General features: G+C 56.0%; 11 protein-coding genes. All 11 read left to right on the top strand.

What is annotated here, in order from left to right:
* Nucleotides 1-37: 37 nt before the first annotated feature.
* The 11 genes from VN24_RS06285 to VN24_RS06235 all read left to right on the top strand — a co-directional run bounded on the left by VN24_RS06285 (nucleotide 38) and on the right by VN24_RS06235 (nucleotide 19,961).
* A complete protein-coding gene (locus VN24_RS06285) occupies nucleotides 38-1,618 on the top strand; it encodes an extracellular solute-binding protein (protein WP_045669694.1) in 1,581 nt (526 codons plus the stop codon).
* Nucleotides 1,619-1,697: 79 nt separating this feature from the next.
* Nucleotides 1,698-6,545 (top strand): OmpL47-type beta-barrel domain-containing protein, encoded by a 4,848-nt coding sequence (locus tag VN24_RS06280; RefSeq protein ID WP_045669693.1) that lies wholly within the window; start codon nucleotides 1,698-1,700, stop codon nucleotides 6,543-6,545.
* A 6-nt stretch (nucleotides 6,546-6,551) separates the two neighbouring features.
* Nucleotides 6,552-8,186 carry a hypothetical protein gene (locus VN24_RS06275; RefSeq protein ID WP_045669692.1) on the top strand — a complete coding sequence of 545 codons (1,635 nt, stop codon included), beginning with the start codon at nucleotides 6,552-6,554 and terminating at the stop codon, nucleotides 8,184-8,186.
* Between the two features lie 133 nt (nucleotides 8,187-8,319).
* Nucleotides 8,320-10,971, top strand: coding sequence for a glycoside hydrolase family 78 protein (locus tag VN24_RS06270; RefSeq protein WP_045669691.1), 2,652 nt, complete (start codon nucleotides 8,320-8,322; stop codon nucleotides 10,969-10,971).
* Between the two features lie 254 nt (nucleotides 10,972-11,225).
* Complete coding sequence (locus tag VN24_RS28405) at nucleotides 11,226-13,175, top strand: 5'-nucleotidase C-terminal domain-containing protein (protein WP_052702818.1); 1,950 nt, start codon at nucleotides 11,226-11,228, stop codon at nucleotides 13,173-13,175.
* A 405-nt stretch (nucleotides 13,176-13,580) separates the two neighbouring features.
* A complete protein-coding gene (locus tag VN24_RS28685) occupies nucleotides 13,581-13,835 on the top strand; it encodes an MmyB family transcriptional regulator (RefSeq protein ID WP_420798605.1) in 255 nt (84 codons plus the stop codon).
* A 540-nt stretch (nucleotides 13,836-14,375) separates the two neighbouring features.
* Nucleotides 14,376-15,971, top strand: a complete 1,596-nt coding sequence (locus VN24_RS06255) for an ABC transporter substrate-binding protein (protein ID WP_045669689.1) — start codon at nucleotides 14,376-14,378, stop codon at nucleotides 15,969-15,971.
* Nucleotides 15,972-16,085: 114 nt separating this feature from the next.
* Nucleotides 16,086-17,027: an ABC transporter permease gene (locus VN24_RS06250; protein ID WP_045669688.1), complete on the top strand. Its 942-nt coding sequence runs from the start codon at nucleotides 16,086-16,088 to the stop codon at nucleotides 17,025-17,027.
* A 14-nt stretch (nucleotides 17,028-17,041) separates the two neighbouring features.
* Nucleotides 17,042-17,875, top strand: a complete 834-nt coding sequence (locus VN24_RS06245) for an ABC transporter permease (RefSeq protein WP_045669687.1) — start codon at nucleotides 17,042-17,044, stop codon at nucleotides 17,873-17,875.
* 101 nt (nucleotides 17,876-17,976) lie between these two features.
* The gene (locus VN24_RS06240) at nucleotides 17,977-18,960 is read left to right on the top strand and encodes an ABC transporter ATP-binding protein (RefSeq protein ID WP_045669686.1); all 984 of its coding nucleotides are present in this window, start codon (nucleotides 17,977-17,979) and stop codon (nucleotides 18,958-18,960) included.
* Nucleotides 18,957-19,961: an ABC transporter ATP-binding protein gene (locus VN24_RS06235; protein WP_045669685.1), complete on the top strand. Its 1,005-nt coding sequence runs from the start codon at nucleotides 18,957-18,959 to the stop codon at nucleotides 19,959-19,961. Before VN24_RS06240 ends, VN24_RS06235 begins: the two co-directional genes overlap by 4 nt.
* Nucleotides 19,962-19,975 lie beyond the last annotated feature (14 nt).

Genomic DNA, 19,975 nt, shown 5'->3' with positions numbered 1-19,975 from the left:
ATTGGGTATTCATCCTAAACAGGAGGAGACTGAAAACATGAACAGATTGCACAGGGGGATTGCGGGCTTTATTGTCGTGTTGTCCATACTCGCGACGGCTGCTTGCAGCGGCAACAACAATGCGGGACAACCGCAGCAAGATACGGGAACGGCATCGCCGAACGGACAGCAACAGCAGCAGGAGCAGCAGCCGGTTGAGATCAAAATGATGGCAGACTACGGCGTAGCTTCTTTCTTCGACACCGACAGGCATTTCATGGACATGATCGAAAAAGGGACGAACACAAAGCTGACGGTTGAAGTTCCGCCGACGACCGGTTACAAAGAGCGGCTGCAGCTCATGCTTTCGACGGGCGATTACCCGGACATCGTCTATTTCCCGTCCGCATCCGATCCAAGCTTTCTAAATGCGGTTCGCGACGGCATCGTGCTTCCGGTCAACGGTTATTTGGACCAAGCGCCCGAAATCAAGAAGTATACGTACGATACAACCTGGGATGTACTCAAGGTCAATCAGGACGACAACATTTACGGCATTCCGCGTACGTCCGTCGTCCGGAATGACGGGTACTGGATACGGAAGGACTGGGCCGCGAACGTCGGGATCGAGCTGCCGGCCGACGGAACGGTCACGCTGGAGCAGTTCGCCGACATATTACGGAAATTCACCAAGAACGATCCGGACCGGAACGGCAAGAACGACACCTACGGGTTCGCCGGCTCGGTCGACAAGAACAAGGTGCTTCAGCCCATTGTCGCTTCGTCGTTCGGCGAATTGGGGTGGCAGAAGGCGAGCGGCGGATCCTATGAATACATCGATCTGATGTACGACCGTACGAGCGACGGTTACAAGAAGGCGCTTCAATATACGCAGGATCTGTACAAGGAAGGGCTGTTCGAGCCGAATTCCGCCACGACGGACAGCACCAAGGCATACGAGGGCTTTTTCCGGGGCGTCGCCGGCGTTGTGCCCGCCTTTGCCGGCACGTATATTTCCTACCGGGATGAAGTGAAAAAGCTGAATCCGGATGCCGAAGTCACGTTTGTTCATGTCAAGAACGAGCAGGGTGAAGTGAAAGGGGCGCCTCCATCCGAAGCGAGCACCGGAATGTGGGGGTTGTGGGCGATCATGAAGGGGAGCGAAAATCCGCAAAAGGCGGTGGAGGTGCTCAATTACTGGCTGACCGACGAGGCGTGGACGAAGGTGAAGGAAGGATACGAAGGGACCGACTACCAAGTGGTTGACGGCAGCAAGCAATACATGAAGGAAAGGCAGCCGGCGCCCTTGCGGCGAAATTCGATGAGACGGGCGGGAGACTCGGACTTCTTCATCGATCCCGGCACTTCGACCGAAGACCTGAACATCATTAAACCGTGGCTTGACCGGTCGGTAAGCAGCGTCGTGCCTAATTTGTCGCTCGATTATGTTCCCGATGCTTCGAAACAGCCCAACTACATGGATTATCAAAAGGTGTGGCAGCAGACGATCATGAAAATTGTGCTCGGGGATGAACCGGTCGGCAAATTCGACGAGCTTCTGGACGGATGGTACAAGAACGGCGGAGAAGAATACGTCCGGCAAATGAACGATTATATCAAAAAATTAAGCAAAGCTTGAGAAAATGGTCATGAAAATCGGGGCAGCACGGGGATCGGATGATCGGTCCCCATCGCCTTACGAATTGGAGGCATGAATCTTGAAAACCAAGCGGTTGATCTTGCTGGCCATCGCTCTTCTGATCATTGCGCAGCTCGTTCCTTTTGCCGGCGTCTCCATTGCAGCTGATTCTGAAAACGCATACACGGTGGATGACACCTTTGAATCGTACACGGCCGGAAATTTGCCGACAGGGTCGGGCTGGACGCTGGCAGGTCCGGTCGCGGCGCAAATCGTGGAAGAGCAGATGAACAAATTTGTGGAGATCCGAAATACAAGCGGTACGGGGAGCAGCAATGTGAGCAAGATTTTCCCCGGCTTGTCCGGCAATGTGGTCGTGGAATATAAGGTGAGAGTGAATGACGAGCAATATCAGCAAATTCCGGTCCTGCATGGAACGAAAGAAGGCGGGGGCACCGCCGAAGCCGTCCTGGTCACGGCGGAGGCGGGACAGCTTCGGGCCAACAATGATTTGGTCAGCGGCGCCTATCGCTTTACGTCCAATGAGTGGCATCACTATAAAATTTATATCAATACGGTGACCGACACGTGGACGCTCATGGAAGGCGACCGTATTCTGCTAGGCAATAAAAGCTTTGTCGGCGGCGCAAAGCTGGAAAGCATCAACCGCATCTCGTTCAAAGTGAAATCGGTTATGACGAGCCGGCTTGCCTTTGACGATATCAAAATCTATCAGGCGCCCGATGAAAATCCAGGCGGGCATCATTCCTTTCTGCTGCGGGCTTCCAGTTTTGCGGACGATTTCGGCTCCTGGCAGCTGAGCTCGTTCACCGGTTCTTTCGATAATGTCATCCTGGCGGGCGCAACCGACACGAATGCGCAGAACACGCGGCCGGCGCAATCCTCTGTCATCATTGAGGCTCCCGGCACTTACCGCGTATGGGTGCGGGCTTCGGATTTTGCGACGAATCAGCAGGGCGCGAGATTTTTCAATGTGGAGCTGGGCGGCGGTCTGTATGACCGCGCGTTCGGCAAGCACGGAAGCAACGGCTTCCGGTGGGAAGACGGCGGGCTCGTGCAGCTTCCGGCCGGAGAATTAAACGTCATGCTGAAAGATACGTCGGCCTTTTTCGCCAGATTCGATTCGCTGTTCATTACCGATAACCCGACCTTGATCCCGCCGGAGAATTACCAGCAAATGCTGGCGATAAGCGACGTCGTGGAAGCGAAGAACAGCTCGCCCTTTGCAAATTTGCTCGCCTTTCCGGAATGGGCCAATGCTCCGGCCGAGCCTGCTTCGAACCGGAAGCTGGAAAACGCCAATACCCGCGTCACGTTCTATGAAGTTCCGACAGCGCAAGGCACGGCCATTCAACAGAAGGTGGAGCTGAAGAAAGACGATTCATGGGTTGCCGTCCAGGACCGCGGCGGCAGCTTCGGATATATGACCCTGTTCGCGGATCAAAGCTCGATCAGCACGTACTATTTTAACGGCTCACCGGTATGGAAGCAGCAGGTTCAATATGACGGCCAAACGCTGAACTATGAGACGGGCGACATCTTCCGAAGCGGGGTGCCGAGCTGGATTGTTCCCTCGTCGATGGAGAGTCCCGGCAACAACACCGTTATTCTCCGGGGAGAAAATGAATATGCCCGCTTGAACGTCAAATGGGAGCTGCAGGAGGGCGATCTGGAACCGAAAGTGACGTGCAGCCTTGAAGCCAAGAAGCCGGGGTATTTGACGCTCGGCATGTTCAACGGCATGGAGACGCCGCTGGCGGAAGTTGAGTACTTGCTTGCTCCTTTGCAATTCATCAACAAGTTTTTGCCGCCGATTTCCGCCCTGGTATCCGAAGTGACGTCCACGAACGCGTCCAGCTTGATGACGGTTCAAACGCTTCCCGGCGCCAGCGGTGCCGCAACCTTCGGCATTGCCGTCGATCCTTCGTCGGTCCCTTACCGGTGGGCGTATACGGACAACCAAAAATTCGGGCTCGGCATCCGCGGCCGGGACGGGGGCGTTCAGCCGCAGCTGTTCGCGCCGCTGCTGGGCATGCCGGATTCCCGCTTTGAAGCGGGAACAGCCTATGAAATCTCGTATCGCCCGATCTATGCGCTTGATTCGTGGTACCCGGCTTACAAGCATATTGTCAGCGATCTGTACAAGGTCCGCGATGTTCGCGAGAATCTGAATGCTTCGGTTACGGATACCGTCTTCAATCTCCACGACCTGATTATGAACGACGCTTACTCGGGATGGAGCGACAATGCCAAAGGCTTCGCCAACATGGAAGTGAAAAATCAGTACAAGCAGCCGGTTCCGCTGGTCATGCTGCAAGAGTATCTGCTCACGGAAGATCCGGCCTTCTACGAGCGGCGGACGATTCCGACGCTGGCTTATTTGCTGACGCGCAGCCGCGAAGATTTGGCGCTTCCGGGCTCCACGCATCCGGTGCTTCCGATCGGCAAGCCGACGCAATTTTACGGAACAGGCATTTTCGCGAACATGTATGCGATGACAAGGGGGCTCGTCCCCGCTTATCGCCAAATCGGGGTAGAAGGGCCGGTGAAAGGTTCGGTCACGCCTCAAATTCCCGCTTGGCTCGATAAAGTGTACCGGTACCGGGAAACCGGCGACGCCGAAATGCTGAATCAGGCCAAGCAGGAAGCCGATCAATACTTGAACGCCAATTTGTACGGCGGCAGGTATTCCGATCCGAACGGCGCCTTCTATGCGCTGGACGCAAGGCCGAACGTGTCCGCCCTGCTCGATCTGTACGAAGCGAGCAACGATGCCAAATATTTGGATGCAGCCGTTCAAAGCGCAAGGCAGCTGCTGACCAGTACATGGACGCAGCCGCTCGTGCCGGACGGAACGATTCATATCGATGCGGATTGGATTCGCCAAAGAGGGTTCTGGAGCGACGATTGGGCAAACCAAACGTACTTTTGGAACGGGCTCGTCCGGCACCGGTTAGGGAATGAGCAGCCTTTTTCAAACGATGATAACGGACCGAACGGGCCGGCGGACAATATCGATACGCTGACAAGCAGCGACGTTCCGGCCTGGCTGACTTCCCGGATCGGCTGGAGCGTGGAGGGCACCGCCACATACTTCTGGCAGGATTCCACCAATGTGACGATGACCAACTGGGCGGCGGATCTGCTTCGATTGGCGGCGTATACCGGGGATACGCTGTTCGAAACGGTCGCCCGCAACGAAATTATCGGGAGGGCGGCGAGCTATCCGGGCTACTATATCGGCAAAGATATGACCCATTACATGCAGGCCGATTATCCTTATACGGGGCCGGACACGACAAATATTTACTATCATCATATTCCGGTTTACATGGGCATTCTTCAAGATTATTTATTCGCCCAAGCCTGGAAATGGTCTGAAGGAAGCATTAAGTTCCCTTCGGTCCGCCAGTACGGATACGTCTGGTTCGAAAACCGGGTGTACGGATTGGAGCCGGGAACCTTCTACGGCGAGCAAGGCATGTGGCCTTGGTTAAAGAGAGGCCTGATTGCAACGGACAACAAGCAGGTGGATTGGATTGCGTCGAGGAAAGACGGCGTCTTCGGGGTTGCGCTCATGAACGAAGCCCCTCAAACGACCGAGGTGACGGTGACGCTTGGGGATGAAGTAACCGGAGGAAAGCCGATAAACGGGACGGCTACAGTTCATCTCCCGGGAGGCGCCGTATCCGAAGCCGCCGTGGTGAACGGGCAGCTGACGGTTGCGATCCCGGCGAAATCGCTTGCCGCCGTTACGCTTCACGATGTGCCCGTTAAGGCGCCGAACTTCGCCGAAATCGACAAAGCGGCGATGTCTGCGCAGCCAACCGGGAATACCGTGGCGGAGCCGGCATCCGCGGACGATTTCGGCAAAGGCATCGTGCTGCAGATCGACCCCGCTTCGTATTACGCCTATGTCTTCGTACCGCATACGAATACGCAAATTCAAAAAGCGGTTCTCCACTATCAGACGGGAGACGGGGCGTGGCTGACGAAGGAGGAGACGGACTTTCCGTTTGAATTTATCGAGAAGGTGCCTGAAGTCAAAGATGCGTTCAACTATTTCGTCGAGATCACCGATCTGCAGGGGAATGTCAGCCGTTCCGCCGCGAAGGTGCTTAAACCGCTAAGCTACGATACGGTCAAGCCCGTTACGGCCGCGTCGATCGCTCCGCAGCCGACGGAGTCGGGCTGGAATGCGCAGGATGCGGAAATCCGGTTCCAATCCGCGGACTCGGGAGGTTCGGGTGTTTCGCGCATCGTCTATTCGATCGACAACGGGCCGGAGCAGCGAATCGACTCGTCGTCGGGATCCGTTGCGGTTGCGGAAGAGGGTATTCATCAAGTGAAGTACTTTGCGTATGACGGCGCGGGCAACAAGGAGGAGGAACGGCAGCTGCCGGTTAAGATCGACCGGACGCAGCCGGTCGTGCAATGGTCTGGCGGCGGTACCTACACGGTTTCCCAGTCCGTATACGTGACTTGCCAGGCAGCGGATGCTTTATCGGGCCTTGTCGGGCAGCCATGTTCCGCCCCCATTATCGATATGGAGGCTTATGAGCTCGGCACAGGCGAGCATCCGCTGACGGTGACGGCAGCCGATGCGGCGGGAAATGAAACGGTATCCGGCACGAACGTTACCGTGGTCGTGACGGTAGAGAGCTTGGTCGAGCTGGTGCAGCGGTTCCTCCTGGAAGGCGGAGATACGACCTTGGAGAATGCGCTGATTAGCAAGCTCGAAGCGGCCATCGCATCGCTGGAAGGCGGTCAGGATGAAGCGTATATTAATCAGCTGCAGTCATTCATCAATCAGATTGAAGCGCAATCCGGCAAAAAAATCGATTCTTCCAAAGCGGAGCTGCTGATTCGGTTGACTCAGGAATTACAAACGGTAGAACAGGGGTGAGATCCGATGAAGGTGAAATCGGTCGTTCATGTTAAAGATTTTATGAATCCGGACCGTTCGGACGATGCCGCCGGCATCCGCGCCGCTGTTCAAGCCGCATTGGAAACGAACGCGGATACGGTGCTTTTCGAGCCGGGGGTCTATACGCTCAAGAGCGCTGTGACGATCCGGACGGAAGGATCTGCCCACGATGCGGGAAGTCCTGGCGAAACGGAGAAGGATTGCCATATTCCAATTCTCGGCGCGAGAAGACTGACCTTGCAAGGCGCCGCCCGCGGGAACGGCGAGCCGGGAACCGTGCTGATGGGTTATAACGACCTGAACATTAACGGTTTCCTGCCTTCCATTCTTTGGTGCGAGGATTGCGATCAGTTGCAGGTGAACGATATCGCCTTCACCCGCGGGCCGGCATTCGCGTCGGCCGGCGTCGTGATCGCGAAAGATGAATGCAGCGTTACGGTTGAAGTTTTTGAAGGCAATCCTTGCTACGACGGCATGGGAACGTACTGTATCAACCGTCTCGACCCGGATACGGGGGATTTGATAGGCGAAAGCGTCACGTATGGCGGCGGAGCCGGAACGCTATGGAGACAGGAAGGAGAAAGGAGGTTAACGTTATCCAGCGCAGATGTCGCTTCCAAGGTCAACATCGGTGAGCATTTGTCCTGGCATCAGGGAGCGCAAACGGATTTTCAGACCTACTTTGCAAGATGCGATGATTTAAAGCTTCATAACCTTCGGACGATGAATTCGAACAGCTTCTGCGTGCTGACGGAAAGCTGCCATAACATCACGGCCGACCGCCTCGTCTTTAAACCGGACGGAAACCGGTTGTTTACATGTCCCCGCGACGCCTGGAAAATTTTCAAATGCAGCGGAAGCATCGAGATCAGCCGGATGAAGGTGGAAGGCGTACGGATGGACGGCCAGAACATGCACGGCAATTGGCTCGTTCTGAGGCGGATTGTCAACCGGTACGAAGCGGTTTTCTTCTGCAAATTTACGTACGCCCCACTTGAAGCGGGAAGCGTCGTCGACCTGTACGACGGTGAAGAAGCGCACAGTCTTCGCATTCTCGACTCGTCCCATGAGGGAAAAGAAGGCGACGGGCAGCTGTACCGGATCGTCTTTGACCGGGAACTTCCGGACGAAGCGGCCGAAGGGACGTTAGGAACGGCAGCCTGCTGGAAACCGAACCGGTATATTTGCAAAGACTCCGAGTTCGTCAATATTGCCGGGGCCGGACATCTCGTTCGTTTCGAGCATTTGTACATCCTGAACTGCACGTACAAAAATACGATGAACCCCGGCGTCTTGCTGGGCGCGGAGCTGCCCGTGCACGAAGAGGGAGGCCATGCAAGGGATATCGTCATCAAAGGCTGCGAGTTCGACAACTGCGGTTTTTTCCCGAGGTACGGTGCTTCCGGCTGCATCGGCATCCGCTCGGACGGCTTCAGCGGCAAATTCAATCGAAACATTATCATTGCGGATAATGTCATGAAAAATTCCGGCATCGGCATCCATGCGGTCGATGCGGACAACGTGTATCTGATCGGGAATGCGTTTCATTCCGTTAAAGTTCCCCTGCTGACGGCGGAGGGTGTAACGGGGACCGTCTTCACCGATCCGGACACCATTTAGAAAGGCAGGCAACCGTATTGATTTTAAGCTGCGGGCTTCCCGGAAGTCCGCAGCTTTGCTGCATGCTCAGAGACTGAAAATACCGGTGAAACAATAACATAGTATTGAAATCACATGTTAAAGGGGAATAGCCATGCTAACCGTTACCGGAGTGCGCTGCGAATATATGAAAAATCCGATCGGAATCGATGTCAGGCGTCCGCGCATCAGCTGGAAATTGAAATCGGATCAAAGAGCAGTGCTGCAGTCCGCATACCGCATCCAAGTTGCGGAAGATGGCCGTTTCCAAACGATCGTGTGGGATTCGGGCAAAGTCCAATCGGCGCAGTCCGTTCATGTGGAGCTGGATGGTCTGGAAGTCCGTTCGCGCCGCCGCTATCATTACCGGGTGATGGTCTGGAACCGGGACGAGACGAATTCCGGCTGGTCCGACCCCGCCTTCTGGGAGACGGGACTGTTGAACGCGGATGAGTGGAAAGCGCAGTGGATCGGGACTCCTCTGGATGTGATTGCTATGGATTCGGGGCAATCTCCCATGATGCGCAAAGCTTTCACAGTCGAGGGGACTGTGAAACAAGCGACTATTTATGCGTCCGCTCTCGGGTTATATGAACTGGAGATCAACGGCCGAAGAGTCGGCGATTATTATTTCACGCCCGGATGGACCAGCTACAATTATCGTCTGCAAATACAAGCCTACGAGGTGACGGAACTGCTGCGGCAGGGAGACAATGCCGTCGGCGCTTTGCTCGGCAAAGGGTGGTTCAGCGGGAGATTGGCCTGGGAAGGCCGCAGGAACATCTATGGAGACCGATCGGCGCTGCTGGTTCAACTGCATATTCTTTTTGAGGACGGAAAAGAAATGGTCGTGATGTCGGACGGGAGCTGGAAGACGGCCGGCAGCCCCGTTCTGATGTCGGAAATTTATGATGGCGAAACGTACGATGCCCGTCTGGAGCAGCCGGGCTGGAGCTCGCCCGGATTCGAAGACGGCCAGTGGAAAGCGGTCGAGATCATTCCCCATTCTACGGAAATTCTGATCGCCCAGGAGAATGAGCCGGTAAGGAAGATGGAAGAAATCAAGCCGATCGCGCTGATCAAGACGCCGCGAGGCGAGACCGTGCTCGACATGGGACAAAATATGGTCGGATGGCTCCGCTTCTCGGTTACGGGCGAAGCCGGCCATGAGGCGGTCATTCATCATGCCGAAGTGCTCGACCAGGAAGGCAACTTCTACACCGACAACCTCCGTTCCGCGAAGCAGGAAATCCGCTATATTGCGAAGGGAGGGGAGAAGGTGACGTTCGAGCCGCATTTCACCTTTCATGGCTTCCGGTATGTCAGGCTGACCGGTTTCGATGAACAAGTCGATTTGGATGATTTTACGGGTATCGTGCTCCATTCCGATATGGCGCCAGCCGGTTCGTTCCGGTGCTCCGACGCGCTGGTCAATCAACTGCAGCACAACATTGAATGGGGAATGAAAGGGAACTTTCTCGACGTGCCGACGGACTGCCCGCAGCGCGATGAGCGGCTCGGCTGGACGGGCGATGCCCAAATGTTCATTCGAACGGCCGCTTTCCTGAAAAACGTCGCGCCGTTCTTCACCAAATGGCTTCGCGACTTGAAGACGGACCAAACCGGGGATGGAGGCGTTCCTCACGTCATTCCCCATATATTGAACGATAAGGCGCACTCGTCCGCCGCTTGGGGGGATGCCTCCGTCATTTGTCCGTGGACGCTCTACCTGATCTACGGCGACAAGCGGATATTGGAAGAGCAATACGATAGCATGAAAGCCTGGGTGTCTTATATCCGAAATCAGGGGGACAACGAGTTTCTATGGAATACGGGCTTCCATTACGGCGATTGGCTCGGACTGGATTCCAAGCCGGACACTTATGTCGGAGCGACCGACAAGGACTTTATCGCGACAGCTTTCTATCTGTATTCCGTATCGCTTCTGCGCAAAACGGCGGCTGTCCTGAACAAGGCCGATGACGTGCGCATTTATGGGGAGCTGTACCGGAACATCCAAGCCGCATTTACAGAGGAATTCGTTACTCCATCGGGCCGAATGTCAGTGCCGACCCAGACGGCTCAAGTGCTGGCGCTCATGTTCGGCTTGCTGGATGGAAAAGCCAAGGAACGGGCGATCGGCAAGCTTGCAGAGCTGATCGAGGAGAGCAGCTATCACCTGACGACCGGCTTTGTCGGCACCCCTTATCTGAACCATGTCCTAAGCGCGAACGGGCTTCATGACGTGGCGTGCAAACTGCTTTTCCGGGAGGATTATCCTTCCTGGCTGTACCAGGTGAAGAAAGGCGCGACGACGGTGTGGGAGCATTGGGACGGAATCAAGGAGGACGGCAGCTTCTGGAGCAATAGAATGAACTCCTTCAATCATTATGCTTACGGAGCGATCGGAGACTGGCTGTACCGCTGCATCGCCGGGATCGACACGGATGAGGAGGAAGCGGGCTACAAGCGCATCATCATCCGGCCTCAGCCCCCCGAAGGATTGACATGGGCCGAAGGGCGCCTTGAAACGATGTATGGTGAAATCCGATGCTATTGGAAGAAGCTCCAGCAGGGGAACATGGAAATGCAAGCCGCGGTTCCGCCCAATACGACGGCTGAAATATGGCTGCCGGGCGCACGGCCGGAAACGGCAACGGAAAGCGGACAATCATTGGAGCAATCGGCCGGGATCACCAAGATTGAAAGTCGGGAGACGGGGATCGTGCTGAATGCGGGGTCGGGAGAATATCGTTTTCTCTGGTAAAAGACCGTGCGGGATGGCGGGACCGTGCTGAAGTTTAAGTTGCCGCCATCCTGCATTTTGCGATCTGAATGATTCGATGTGCTATCAAATCGGATGTTGAAGAAAGGAACCCTTTCTATTAGGTTCTCTTTCAAGTCTTCTGCTATTTCTTCCTATGATTTGGCGCTGTCATAGAATCATAATCTTTAATTGACGGCCTAAATATTTCTATATTATGCTAATTAATGTGTCTAAATAGAGGGAGGAGAAACAGAATGAAACTGGGGAGAATCGACTTCTATCCGTTTTCGGGACAAGCCCGCAAGATTGCAGCGCTGGCTATATCAGGGGCGCTGGCGCTTCAACTGACGGGAATCGGTTTTGTTTCTGCGCACAGCGGTACCGCCGATACATCCAAGCCTAATCTCGTAGGAGAAGCTTACGAGAAGTCAAAGCATCCTCTTACGGAAACGACACTCACGATTGTACATGACACGCACTTCCACGGAAACTACGGAAATGCCGGCCAAGAGGAGAATATCAGCAATTATTTCGGCGTTGTCAACCAAATCCGCAATCAGCAGCCGAACAGCCTGTTCATCGCCAATGGCGACGATTTGGCTACTTCGGTACTGTCCTCGACGTTCAAAGGGCGGCATATCGTGGACGCGTTTAACGCGGGAAAAGTGGATGTCGATACGTTCGGCAATCATGACTTCGATATGGGTCCGGATCAGCTGGCGGAACGGGTAAAGGAGAGTCAGTTCACCTGGGTCAGCGCCAACGTGATCGATAAGCGGACGAATGACGTTTTCGCCGCCACGCAAGGGGCCAAACGTTATGTCATCAAAGAAGTGAACGGCGTAAAGGTTGGTATCACCGGCCTGATTAATGAAGAAGCGCCCGAAATTACGTCGATGGGCGAGAATGCCTTCGTGCTGCCGGCTGTCGAAGCGATGAAGAAAATCGTACCGGAGATGAAGCAGGCCGGGGCTCAGCTCATTGTCGTTTCCTCCCATTTGGCAAGCCCTGATGCCCGCGTCGTTGCGGAAGAAGTCGACGGAATCGACCTCATAGTCGGCGACCATGCGGCGTTCGCGTATGAAAGCCCCGAGAAAATCCACGATACGCTGCTCTGGTTCATTGGGGACGAATTTGAATTTGTCGGGGAAATTAACCTGCAGGTGAAGGAAGGCAAAATCGCCGATTTCAACTACAAACGCCATACGGTCAAGGAAGAGGCGGCGAAAGCCGGCTTCCAGCCCGATGCGGCGGTCAAAGCGGTTATGGATAAATACAACAGCGAGCTTTCGAAGGAATTGTCTATTGTCATCGGCAAAACCGGAACCGAGCTGGACGTGATGAAAGCGTCCCAGCGCAATGGGGAAACCGCCATCGGCAGCTTTATCACCGATTCGGTGCGGGCTTATACGAATGCCGACGTTGCCTTGATCAACGGCGGAGGCATTCGTGCGGATCGGGTGTTCCCGGCCGGTGATCTGACCAAACAGGATATTATGGATGCGATGCCGTTCACAAACTATGTGGTCAAGATCGAAGTTACCGGCAAGCAGCTGATGCAGGCGCTTGAGAACGGGGTCAGCGAAATCGAGAAGGGCGCCGGGCGCTTCGCGCAAGTGAGCGGCATGGCGTACAGCTTCAACCCCGAGTTGCCGGCGGGAAGCAGGATTGTCACAGCGACGGTCGGCGGCAAACCGATCGATCCGGACAAGACGTATACGCTTGCCACTGTCGATTTCATTGCCAATGGCGGCGATGGTTACGAGATGTTCAAGGACGCCAACGTGCTTCTTGATGCCAATGCGGGTCCGCTGTTGTCAGGCTTGATCATTGAGGCGATCCAGAAGCAAGGAGCGATTGCACCGAAAACGGACGGCCGGATCGCGGTCAGCCAATCGAAACCGAAGGAAACCGAACCGGCGAAGCCTGTCGAATCGACGAAACCGGCTGTACCGGCAAAGCCGACAAAACCGGCTGAACCGTCGAAACCGGCGAAACCGGCGAAACCGTCAACACCAGCCAAGCCGGCCCTACCTGCCAAAACTGAAATCATCTACATCGTGCACAAAGGAGACTGGTTGTCCAAGATCGCGCCGAAGTATGGGTTGACCTGGCAGGAGCTCGCCGAATACAACCGCCTGTCCGACCCGGATTTTATCGTCGTCGGCCAGAAGCTCCGCATCCCGATACAGGCACAAAAATAGAAATCGGGAACTGTCTCATAGGTGTTCACATGAATGAGCCAGTCCCAAATAGACGCAAAAGGACCTCCAGTTCCGCTGGCAAAGCGGAGTTGGAGGTCCTTCCTTGCAAACCTGCAAATGTGCGATGTTTTATCAAAAATGTCCCCTTCGTGCAGAGCGATTGCAGCTTTTCGAACGAACCGGCTAAAGACCGCCTCTCTCCTTTTCTGGATACGTCGCCACCCTAACTTAAATACGATTTGTATTTCAATGAGAAGCCGATAAGAAATACGACAATGAGGGTTGCACATATATTCAAAATAATAAGCGAATGAAATAAGCCTACAAACAAGCTCATCAAGCCCACGCCGACAATCGGAACGACAAACCCGGAGTAGGACGCGGAATAATAAGTTGAAATGACGCTTGCGCGATCTTCCGGTCTGGGGATATTTCCCGCCAGCTGCAGGCTTGCTTGAAATCCCCATCCGCCGCCGATCCCAGTCCGGCTTATGTGCTCTCAGATGGGATTTTGTTGCGTGGAACCGGGCCGCGTGCGAAGTTTTTGGAGATTATAATGAAATGTCGGAGTTGGAGCGCAATTCCATTTGGCGGACGTTCACATCGTCGTATATGAAGGAGTTGCTGGATTGTTCTCGGCCACCTTTCATTACAGGTTAGTGACGCGCCGGATTTGTTGGTCACGGTCCATTTGCCGGAAACGGCCGAAACGCTGGAGAAGCTGCGGAGATTGCTGATCTGATCTCGGGTGCAGCAGGCCTTTCTTTCTGTCTTGGTACGAATGGGTAAGATCCCGGTAATTTCTCATGCTTGTAAAATATAGATCCATGCTTGAAGGGCTCCGCTGACCGATCAAGTTGTCTTCCGTCCCCGTTCCTTCGCTTTTTTCTGGAGAATGCAGTTCCAGACCTTCACCTAACGCTCCTATTACATGTAAAATAACCTTACATATAATTTGGTTTACAGAATCAAACATTGCCGTTTCAGGCAAACTCATTTCCGTTTACTTGGAAATTTCGAGAACCGGTTTATATTCTTTTTTTATAGTAAAACGAATAGATTTGCACCTGCAGACGACTTGGTTTTGGTATATATCCCAAAGAGAGGAACTTTTTTTCGTGACAGATTACCTACCATGACCGACGTTGGATTGTTAGGATCGTACATAGGAAACAACAATCCAGCGGATGGGGTGGAACGATGAAAAGATGGATGGTCGTCATATTAGGAATGATGCTGGCGCTAATTGCGGCATGTTCCGATGGCGGAACGAAAGGCGCGAATACGGGCGATGCCGGCGTACAAGCCGGGAACAGCGCGAATGAACAGACGAATACGTCCGGGAGTACGCCGGCCGCAGGGCCCAAAGTGCTGCGCGTCGCGATTCAGGCCGAAGGGAAGACGCTCGATCCGCACTTGGCAGCCGACGCCGGCTCCATTCACCTGATCGAGAACATGTATAATTCGCTCATGTCCTATACGAAGAATTACGGTGAGGTCGTGCCGGGCCTTGCCCAGTCGTATACGATTTCCGAGGATGAGCTGACGTATACGTTCAAGCTGCACCAAGGCGTTAAATTTCACAACTCCGATAAAGAAGTGACTTCCGAAGACGTTAAATATTCCATTAACCGCATTGTGGAACAGAAGGTCCATGCCAGTGAATTCGAGCTGGTATCCTCCGTAGAAACGCCGGACCCCTACACGATCGTAATCAAGCTGAAGCAACCGATGGCGCCGTTTCTTTCCTACTTGGCTCATCCGATGAACGCGATCGTGAACAAGGATGTCGTTGAAGCAAACGGCGGCAAGCTCGACGGCGCCGATGCCGGCAGCGGGCCGTTCCAGCTGGAGGAATGGAAGAAAGACCAGCAGCTCGTACTGAAGAAAAACCCGAATTACTTTGAGCAGGGGCTGCCGTATCTCGATCAGGTTATTTTCAAGCCGATCACCGATGAAACGGCCCGTACGACGGCAATCCGCAACGGCGAGATCGACCTGATCCTCGAAACGACCGCCAAGGAAAACGAAGTGCTCGCCAAAGAGCAGGACGTCAAGCTGGAATCGGTGCCGGGTACGTTCTGGGAATATGTAGGCATCAATGCGAAAGATCCGGCCTTGAAGGATCCGAAGGTGCGCCAGGCAATCGCTTACGCCATCGACCGCCAGCAGATCAACCAGCTCGTCAAATTCGGCAAGGCAACGGTGCTGGACGGCGCCAATATTCCGCCCAACCACTGGGCATTCCCGGACCTCAAGCTGTATGAGAAGCGGGACGTAGAGAAAGCCAAGCAGCTGCTGCAGGAAGCGGGCGCTGCGAATTTGAAGCTGACGATCAAAGCGGGCTCCGACTGGGATTATCAGGTTCAGGCTGCACAAATCGTGAAGCAGCAATTGAAGGATATCGGCATCGAGGTAACGGTGCAAGCCCAGGAATCCGGCGTTTTCTTCGACGCTCTCGGCAAAGGAGACTTCCAAATGGATGTCGTCGGCTGGTCCGGCTTCGTCGATCCCGATGAGTATCTGTACAACATTTTCCATACGGGCGGAGCCTGGAATCAGCAGGGCTACTCCAACCCCGAGGTCGACAAGCTGCTGGAGCAGGGCCGTACGACGGTCGGGGACGATGCGCGCAAAGAAATTTACAAGCAGGCGCAGAAGCTGATTGCGGAAGACGCGCCGATGGTGTTCCTGTACATGAACGAGCGCACGGCAGCCTACCGCACGAGCGTATCCGGCTTTGAAGTGGAGCCGACGGTGTCGACGATTTCCTTGAAGCGTACGGACATCAAGTAACATTCCCCTATCGGGACATGCCCCCGGGATGCGCGGCATCCCGGCTGTTCCCGAAATGTTTGCGGAAGCTAGCCGGTTCGAGCGGGCTAGTTCCCGCTTTTCTGGAGGTTTGCCATGATTCGGTACATTATCAGACGGCTGCTGATCACCATCCCCGTCCTGTTCGGCATATCGGTCATTACATTTCTGCTTGTCCGCTTGATTCCCGGCGATACGGTCACCGTACTGCTTGGAAACCGGTACAACGAGCAGCTGGCGGCAGAGATGATGGAGCGGTACGGGCTGGATAAACCGCTGTACGTGCAGTACGGCATCTGGATCTCGGACGTTCTTCGCGGCGATTTCGGCAAATCGTCCTTCAGCGGCGATCCGGTGTTGACCTCGATTCTCGAGCGGCTGCCGGTGACGCTGGAGCTGGCCGTCATCAGCGTCCTGTTCGCCGTCGTGATCGGCATTCCGCTCGGCGTCTGGGCCGCGTACCGCCGCAACAGTCCGCCGGATTATGCCGCCACCTTTCTCGGTCTGCTCGGCATTTCGGTGCCCGGCTTCTGGCTCGGAACGCTGCTGGTCCTCTTTTTCTCATTGAAGCTGGGCTGGTTTCCATCGGGCGGATTCACGCCGCTCTGGCAGGACCCGCTGGACAATTTGCGCCGTATGGCGATGCCCGGCGTTGCATTGGGGGCTGCTGTGTCCGCGGTTGTGATGCGGATGACCCGTTCGACGGTGCTTGAGGTGCTGGACCAGGACTATATGAAAATGGCGCGCGCCAAAGGGGTGCCGGCGCGTCTGCTCGTCATCCGCCACGCCTTGAAAAACGCGATGATTCCGATCATCACCGTGCTCGGCATCCAGATCGGTTATTTGATCGGCGGCTCGGTCGTCATTGAACAGATTTTTTCTTTGCCCGGCGTCGGCAGGCTGGCGCTGCAATCAATTACGAACCGTGATTATACGCTCATGCAGGGCACCATTCTGTTCGTTGCGTTCTGCTTCGTGCTCATCAACTTTGTCGTCGATCTAATTTACGCCCTGCTGAACCCGAGAATCCGTTACTAGGAGGATCCGTCCCGATGAAAGAAATTTGGTACCGATTCCGCAAAAACAAACTGGCGCTGACGGGATTTCTCTTCATTGCCGCCTTCGCGCTGACGGCGCTGCTTGCTTCCCTGGTGTCGCCGTACGATCCGTATGCGCTCGGCACGCAGATGCTGGGCGCGCCCTCGGCCAAGCACTGGCTCGGCACGGATCAGCTCGGGCGGGACATTTTGTCGCGCATCGTATACGGAACGCGGATCTCTCTTCACGTCGGTGCGGTATCCGTCAGCATAGCGCTTGCCGCAGGTGTCGTGATGGGCGTGCTTGCCGGCTATTTCGGCGGTAAGACGGACGCCGTCATCTCGCGCGTCGTCGACGTCTTGTTCTCCATTCCCGATATTCTGCTCGCGCTTGCGGTAATGGCTGTACTTGGCGCCAGCACGACGAATCTGATGGTTGCGATCGGTATCGTCTATACGCCGATCTTCGCCCGTATCGCGCGCGGCGCCGTGCTTGCGATGAGAGATTCTCTCTATATCGAGGCGGCGCGCTCCATCGGCGTCGGCCATCTGGCGATCATGCGGCGGCATGTGCTGCCGAATATTTTGGGGCCGGTCATCGTTCAGGTGACGCTGTCGTTCGCATTTGCGATTTTGTCGGAGGCCTCCTTAAGCTTTCTCGGACTCGGCGCGGAGCCGGATATGCCTTCCTGGGGCGTCATGCTCAGCGAAGGCAAGGACTGGATGGAATCGGCCTGGTGGATCGCCGTATTCCCCGGCATCGCGATTACGCTGGCGGTGCTCAGCTTCAATATTCTGGGCGACGGGCTTCGCGATGCGCTGGACCCGCGCGCGTCCCAGGATGCCTGACAGCATGCCCCGGGAGCCAGACAGCGCATCCCGGGATGCCTGCTCACTAGAGCTCACCAGGGCAAACCTTTATCACCTGCGCATAAGGAGGGTGTGTACCAATGACCGAAAACGGACAGGCGGTCCTTCAAGTCGAAAATCTCCGCTGCCACTTCCGGACCCGCAAGGGGCTCGTGAAAGCGGTCGACGGCGTCAGCTTCAGCGTGGGCCGCGGCGAAATCTTGGGCGTAGTCGGCGAGTCCGGGTGCGGCAAGAGCGTGACATCGCAAGCAATCATGCGGCTGATCGGCGGCCGCAAGAACGAGACGGTGGAGGGGCGAATCGCGTTCCATGGCCGCGATCTGCTGTCGCTTCGGGAAGAGCAGATGCGGCAGCTGCGCGGCAATAGGCTCGCCATGATTTTTCAGGATCCGATGACGTCGTTGAATCCGGTTTATACCGTGGGCCGCCAGGTGGCGGAAGTGCCGGAAATTCATGCCCGGGCAAGCCGCCGAAGCGCGTGGGATACCGCCGTCGCCATGCTGCGGCAGGTCGGCATTCCTGCGCCGGAGTCGCGGGCAAAAGATTATCCGCACCAGTTCAGCGGCGGGATGCGCCAGCGCGCGGTCATTGCGATGTCGCTCGCTTCGCAGGCCGAGCTGCTCATTGCCGACGAGCCGACGACGGCTCTCGATGTGACGACGCAGGCGCAAATACTGGAGCTGATGAAGCGGCTCCGCGACGAACGCGGCTTGTCGATCATCCTGATCACGCACGACCTTGGCGTCGTGGCGGAGACGTGCGACACCGTTGCCGTCATGTATGCCGGCATGATCGTGGAACAAGCGCCGGTCGGCGAATTATTCGCGGGTCCGCGCCATCCGTATACGCAGGGGCTGCTGTCTTCCATCCCGAAGCCGGGCAGCCGGGAGCGGCTCGTTCCGATCGAGGGGCAGCCGCCGAGCCTGCTCGATCTGCCGTCAGGGTGCCGTTTCGCGTCGCGGTGTCCGTATGTGATGGACAAGTGCGGCGGCCGCATTCCGCCGCTGTTTGAAGCCGGTCCCGGCCATCGCTCGGCCTGCTGGCTGGAGGAGGAGAGACGATGAAGAAGCTTGTGGAAGCCGAAGGGATGACGAAGCATTTTCCGGTCCGAACCGGTTTGTTCGGCAAACAGGGTCCTCCGGTAAAAGCGGTGGACAACGTCAGCTTCGATATATTCGAGGGGGAGACGCTCGGGATCGTCGGCGAATCCGGGTGCGGCAAGTCGACGACGGGCCGGATGCTGATCCGCCTGACCGAGCCGACCTCGGGTGCGATCCGGTTTGACGGCCGTCCGCTGACCGGCATGGACGCCCGCGAACTGAAGCGGGCCCGCAGGCAGTTTCAGATGGTATTTCAGGATCCGTATGCGAGCCTGAATCCGCGCATGACCGTCAGGAGAATTCTGGAGGAGCCGATGGTGACGCACGGTTTATTCAGAGGCGGCCGCGACAGCAAAATCAATGAACTATTGGATGCGGTAGGCATTTCGCAAGCCGCGGGGGACCGCTACCCGCACCAATTCTCGGGCGGGCAGCGGCAGCGGATCGGCATTGCGCGCGCGCTTGCCGTCGAGCCCAAATTCATTGTCGCCGACGAGCCGGTCGCCGCGCTTGATGTTTCTATCCAGGCGCAGATCGTGAACCTGCTGGTCGACCTGCAGCAGCGGTATAATCTCACCTGCCTGTTTATCGCGCATGATCTCGGCGTCGTGCAATACGTCAGCCGGCGGGTCGGCGTCATGTATCTCGGCAAGCTCGTCGAGCTGGGGCCGAGCGCCCGTCTGTACGAGCGCCCGCTCCACCCTTATACGAAGGCGCTGCTTTCCGCCGTACCCGAGACCGATCCGCGGCAGCGGAAGGAACGCATCCTGCTTCAAGGCGAGCTGCCGAGCCCTGTCGCTCCGCCTTCCGGCTGCCGTTTCCATCCCCGCTGTCCGCTTGCGACGGAGCGGTGCCGGCTTGAGGAGCCGGCGCTGCGCGAGCTGGAAAGCGGCCACTCATCGGCCTGCCATTATGCCGAGCGTCTTCAGGGCGATTCGGCGGGATACAGTCTAACAGAGATTTGAAAGGACGATGATAC

Source organism: Paenibacillus beijingensis (assembly GCF_000961095.1).
Lineage (GTDB): Bacteria > Bacillota > Bacilli > Paenibacillales > Paenibacillaceae > Paenibacillus_O > Paenibacillus_O beijingensis.
Note: the sequence above shows the minus strand (reverse complement) of the source record. Positions and strands in the feature narration are given on the sequence as shown.

Coding starts and splice junctions, on each gene's coding strand:
- VN24_RS06270 (WP_045669691.1), top strand. CDS start 8,320: ATGCTAACCGTTACCGGAGTGCGCTGCGAATATATGAAAAATCCGATC.
- VN24_RS06255 (WP_045669689.1), top strand. CDS start 14,376: ATGAAAAGATGGATGGTCGTCATATTAGGAATGATGCTGGCGCTAATT.
- VN24_RS06275 (WP_045669692.1), top strand. CDS start 6,552: ATGAAGGTGAAATCGGTCGTTCATGTTAAAGATTTTATGAATCCGGAC.
- VN24_RS06250 (WP_045669688.1), top strand. CDS start 16,086: ATGATTCGGTACATTATCAGACGGCTGCTGATCACCATCCCCGTCCTG.
- VN24_RS06235 (WP_045669685.1), top strand. CDS start 18,957: ATGAAGAAGCTTGTGGAAGCCGAAGGGATGACGAAGCATTTTCCGGTC.
- VN24_RS28405 (WP_052702818.1), top strand. CDS start 11,226: ATGAAACTGGGGAGAATCGACTTCTATCCGTTTTCGGGACAAGCCCGC.
- VN24_RS06285 (WP_045669694.1), top strand. CDS start 38: ATGAACAGATTGCACAGGGGGATTGCGGGCTTTATTGTCGTGTTGTCC.
- VN24_RS06245 (WP_045669687.1), top strand. CDS start 17,042: ATGAAAGAAATTTGGTACCGATTCCGCAAAAACAAACTGGCGCTGACG.
- VN24_RS06240 (WP_045669686.1), top strand. CDS start 17,977: ATGACCGAAAACGGACAGGCGGTCCTTCAAGTCGAAAATCTCCGCTGC.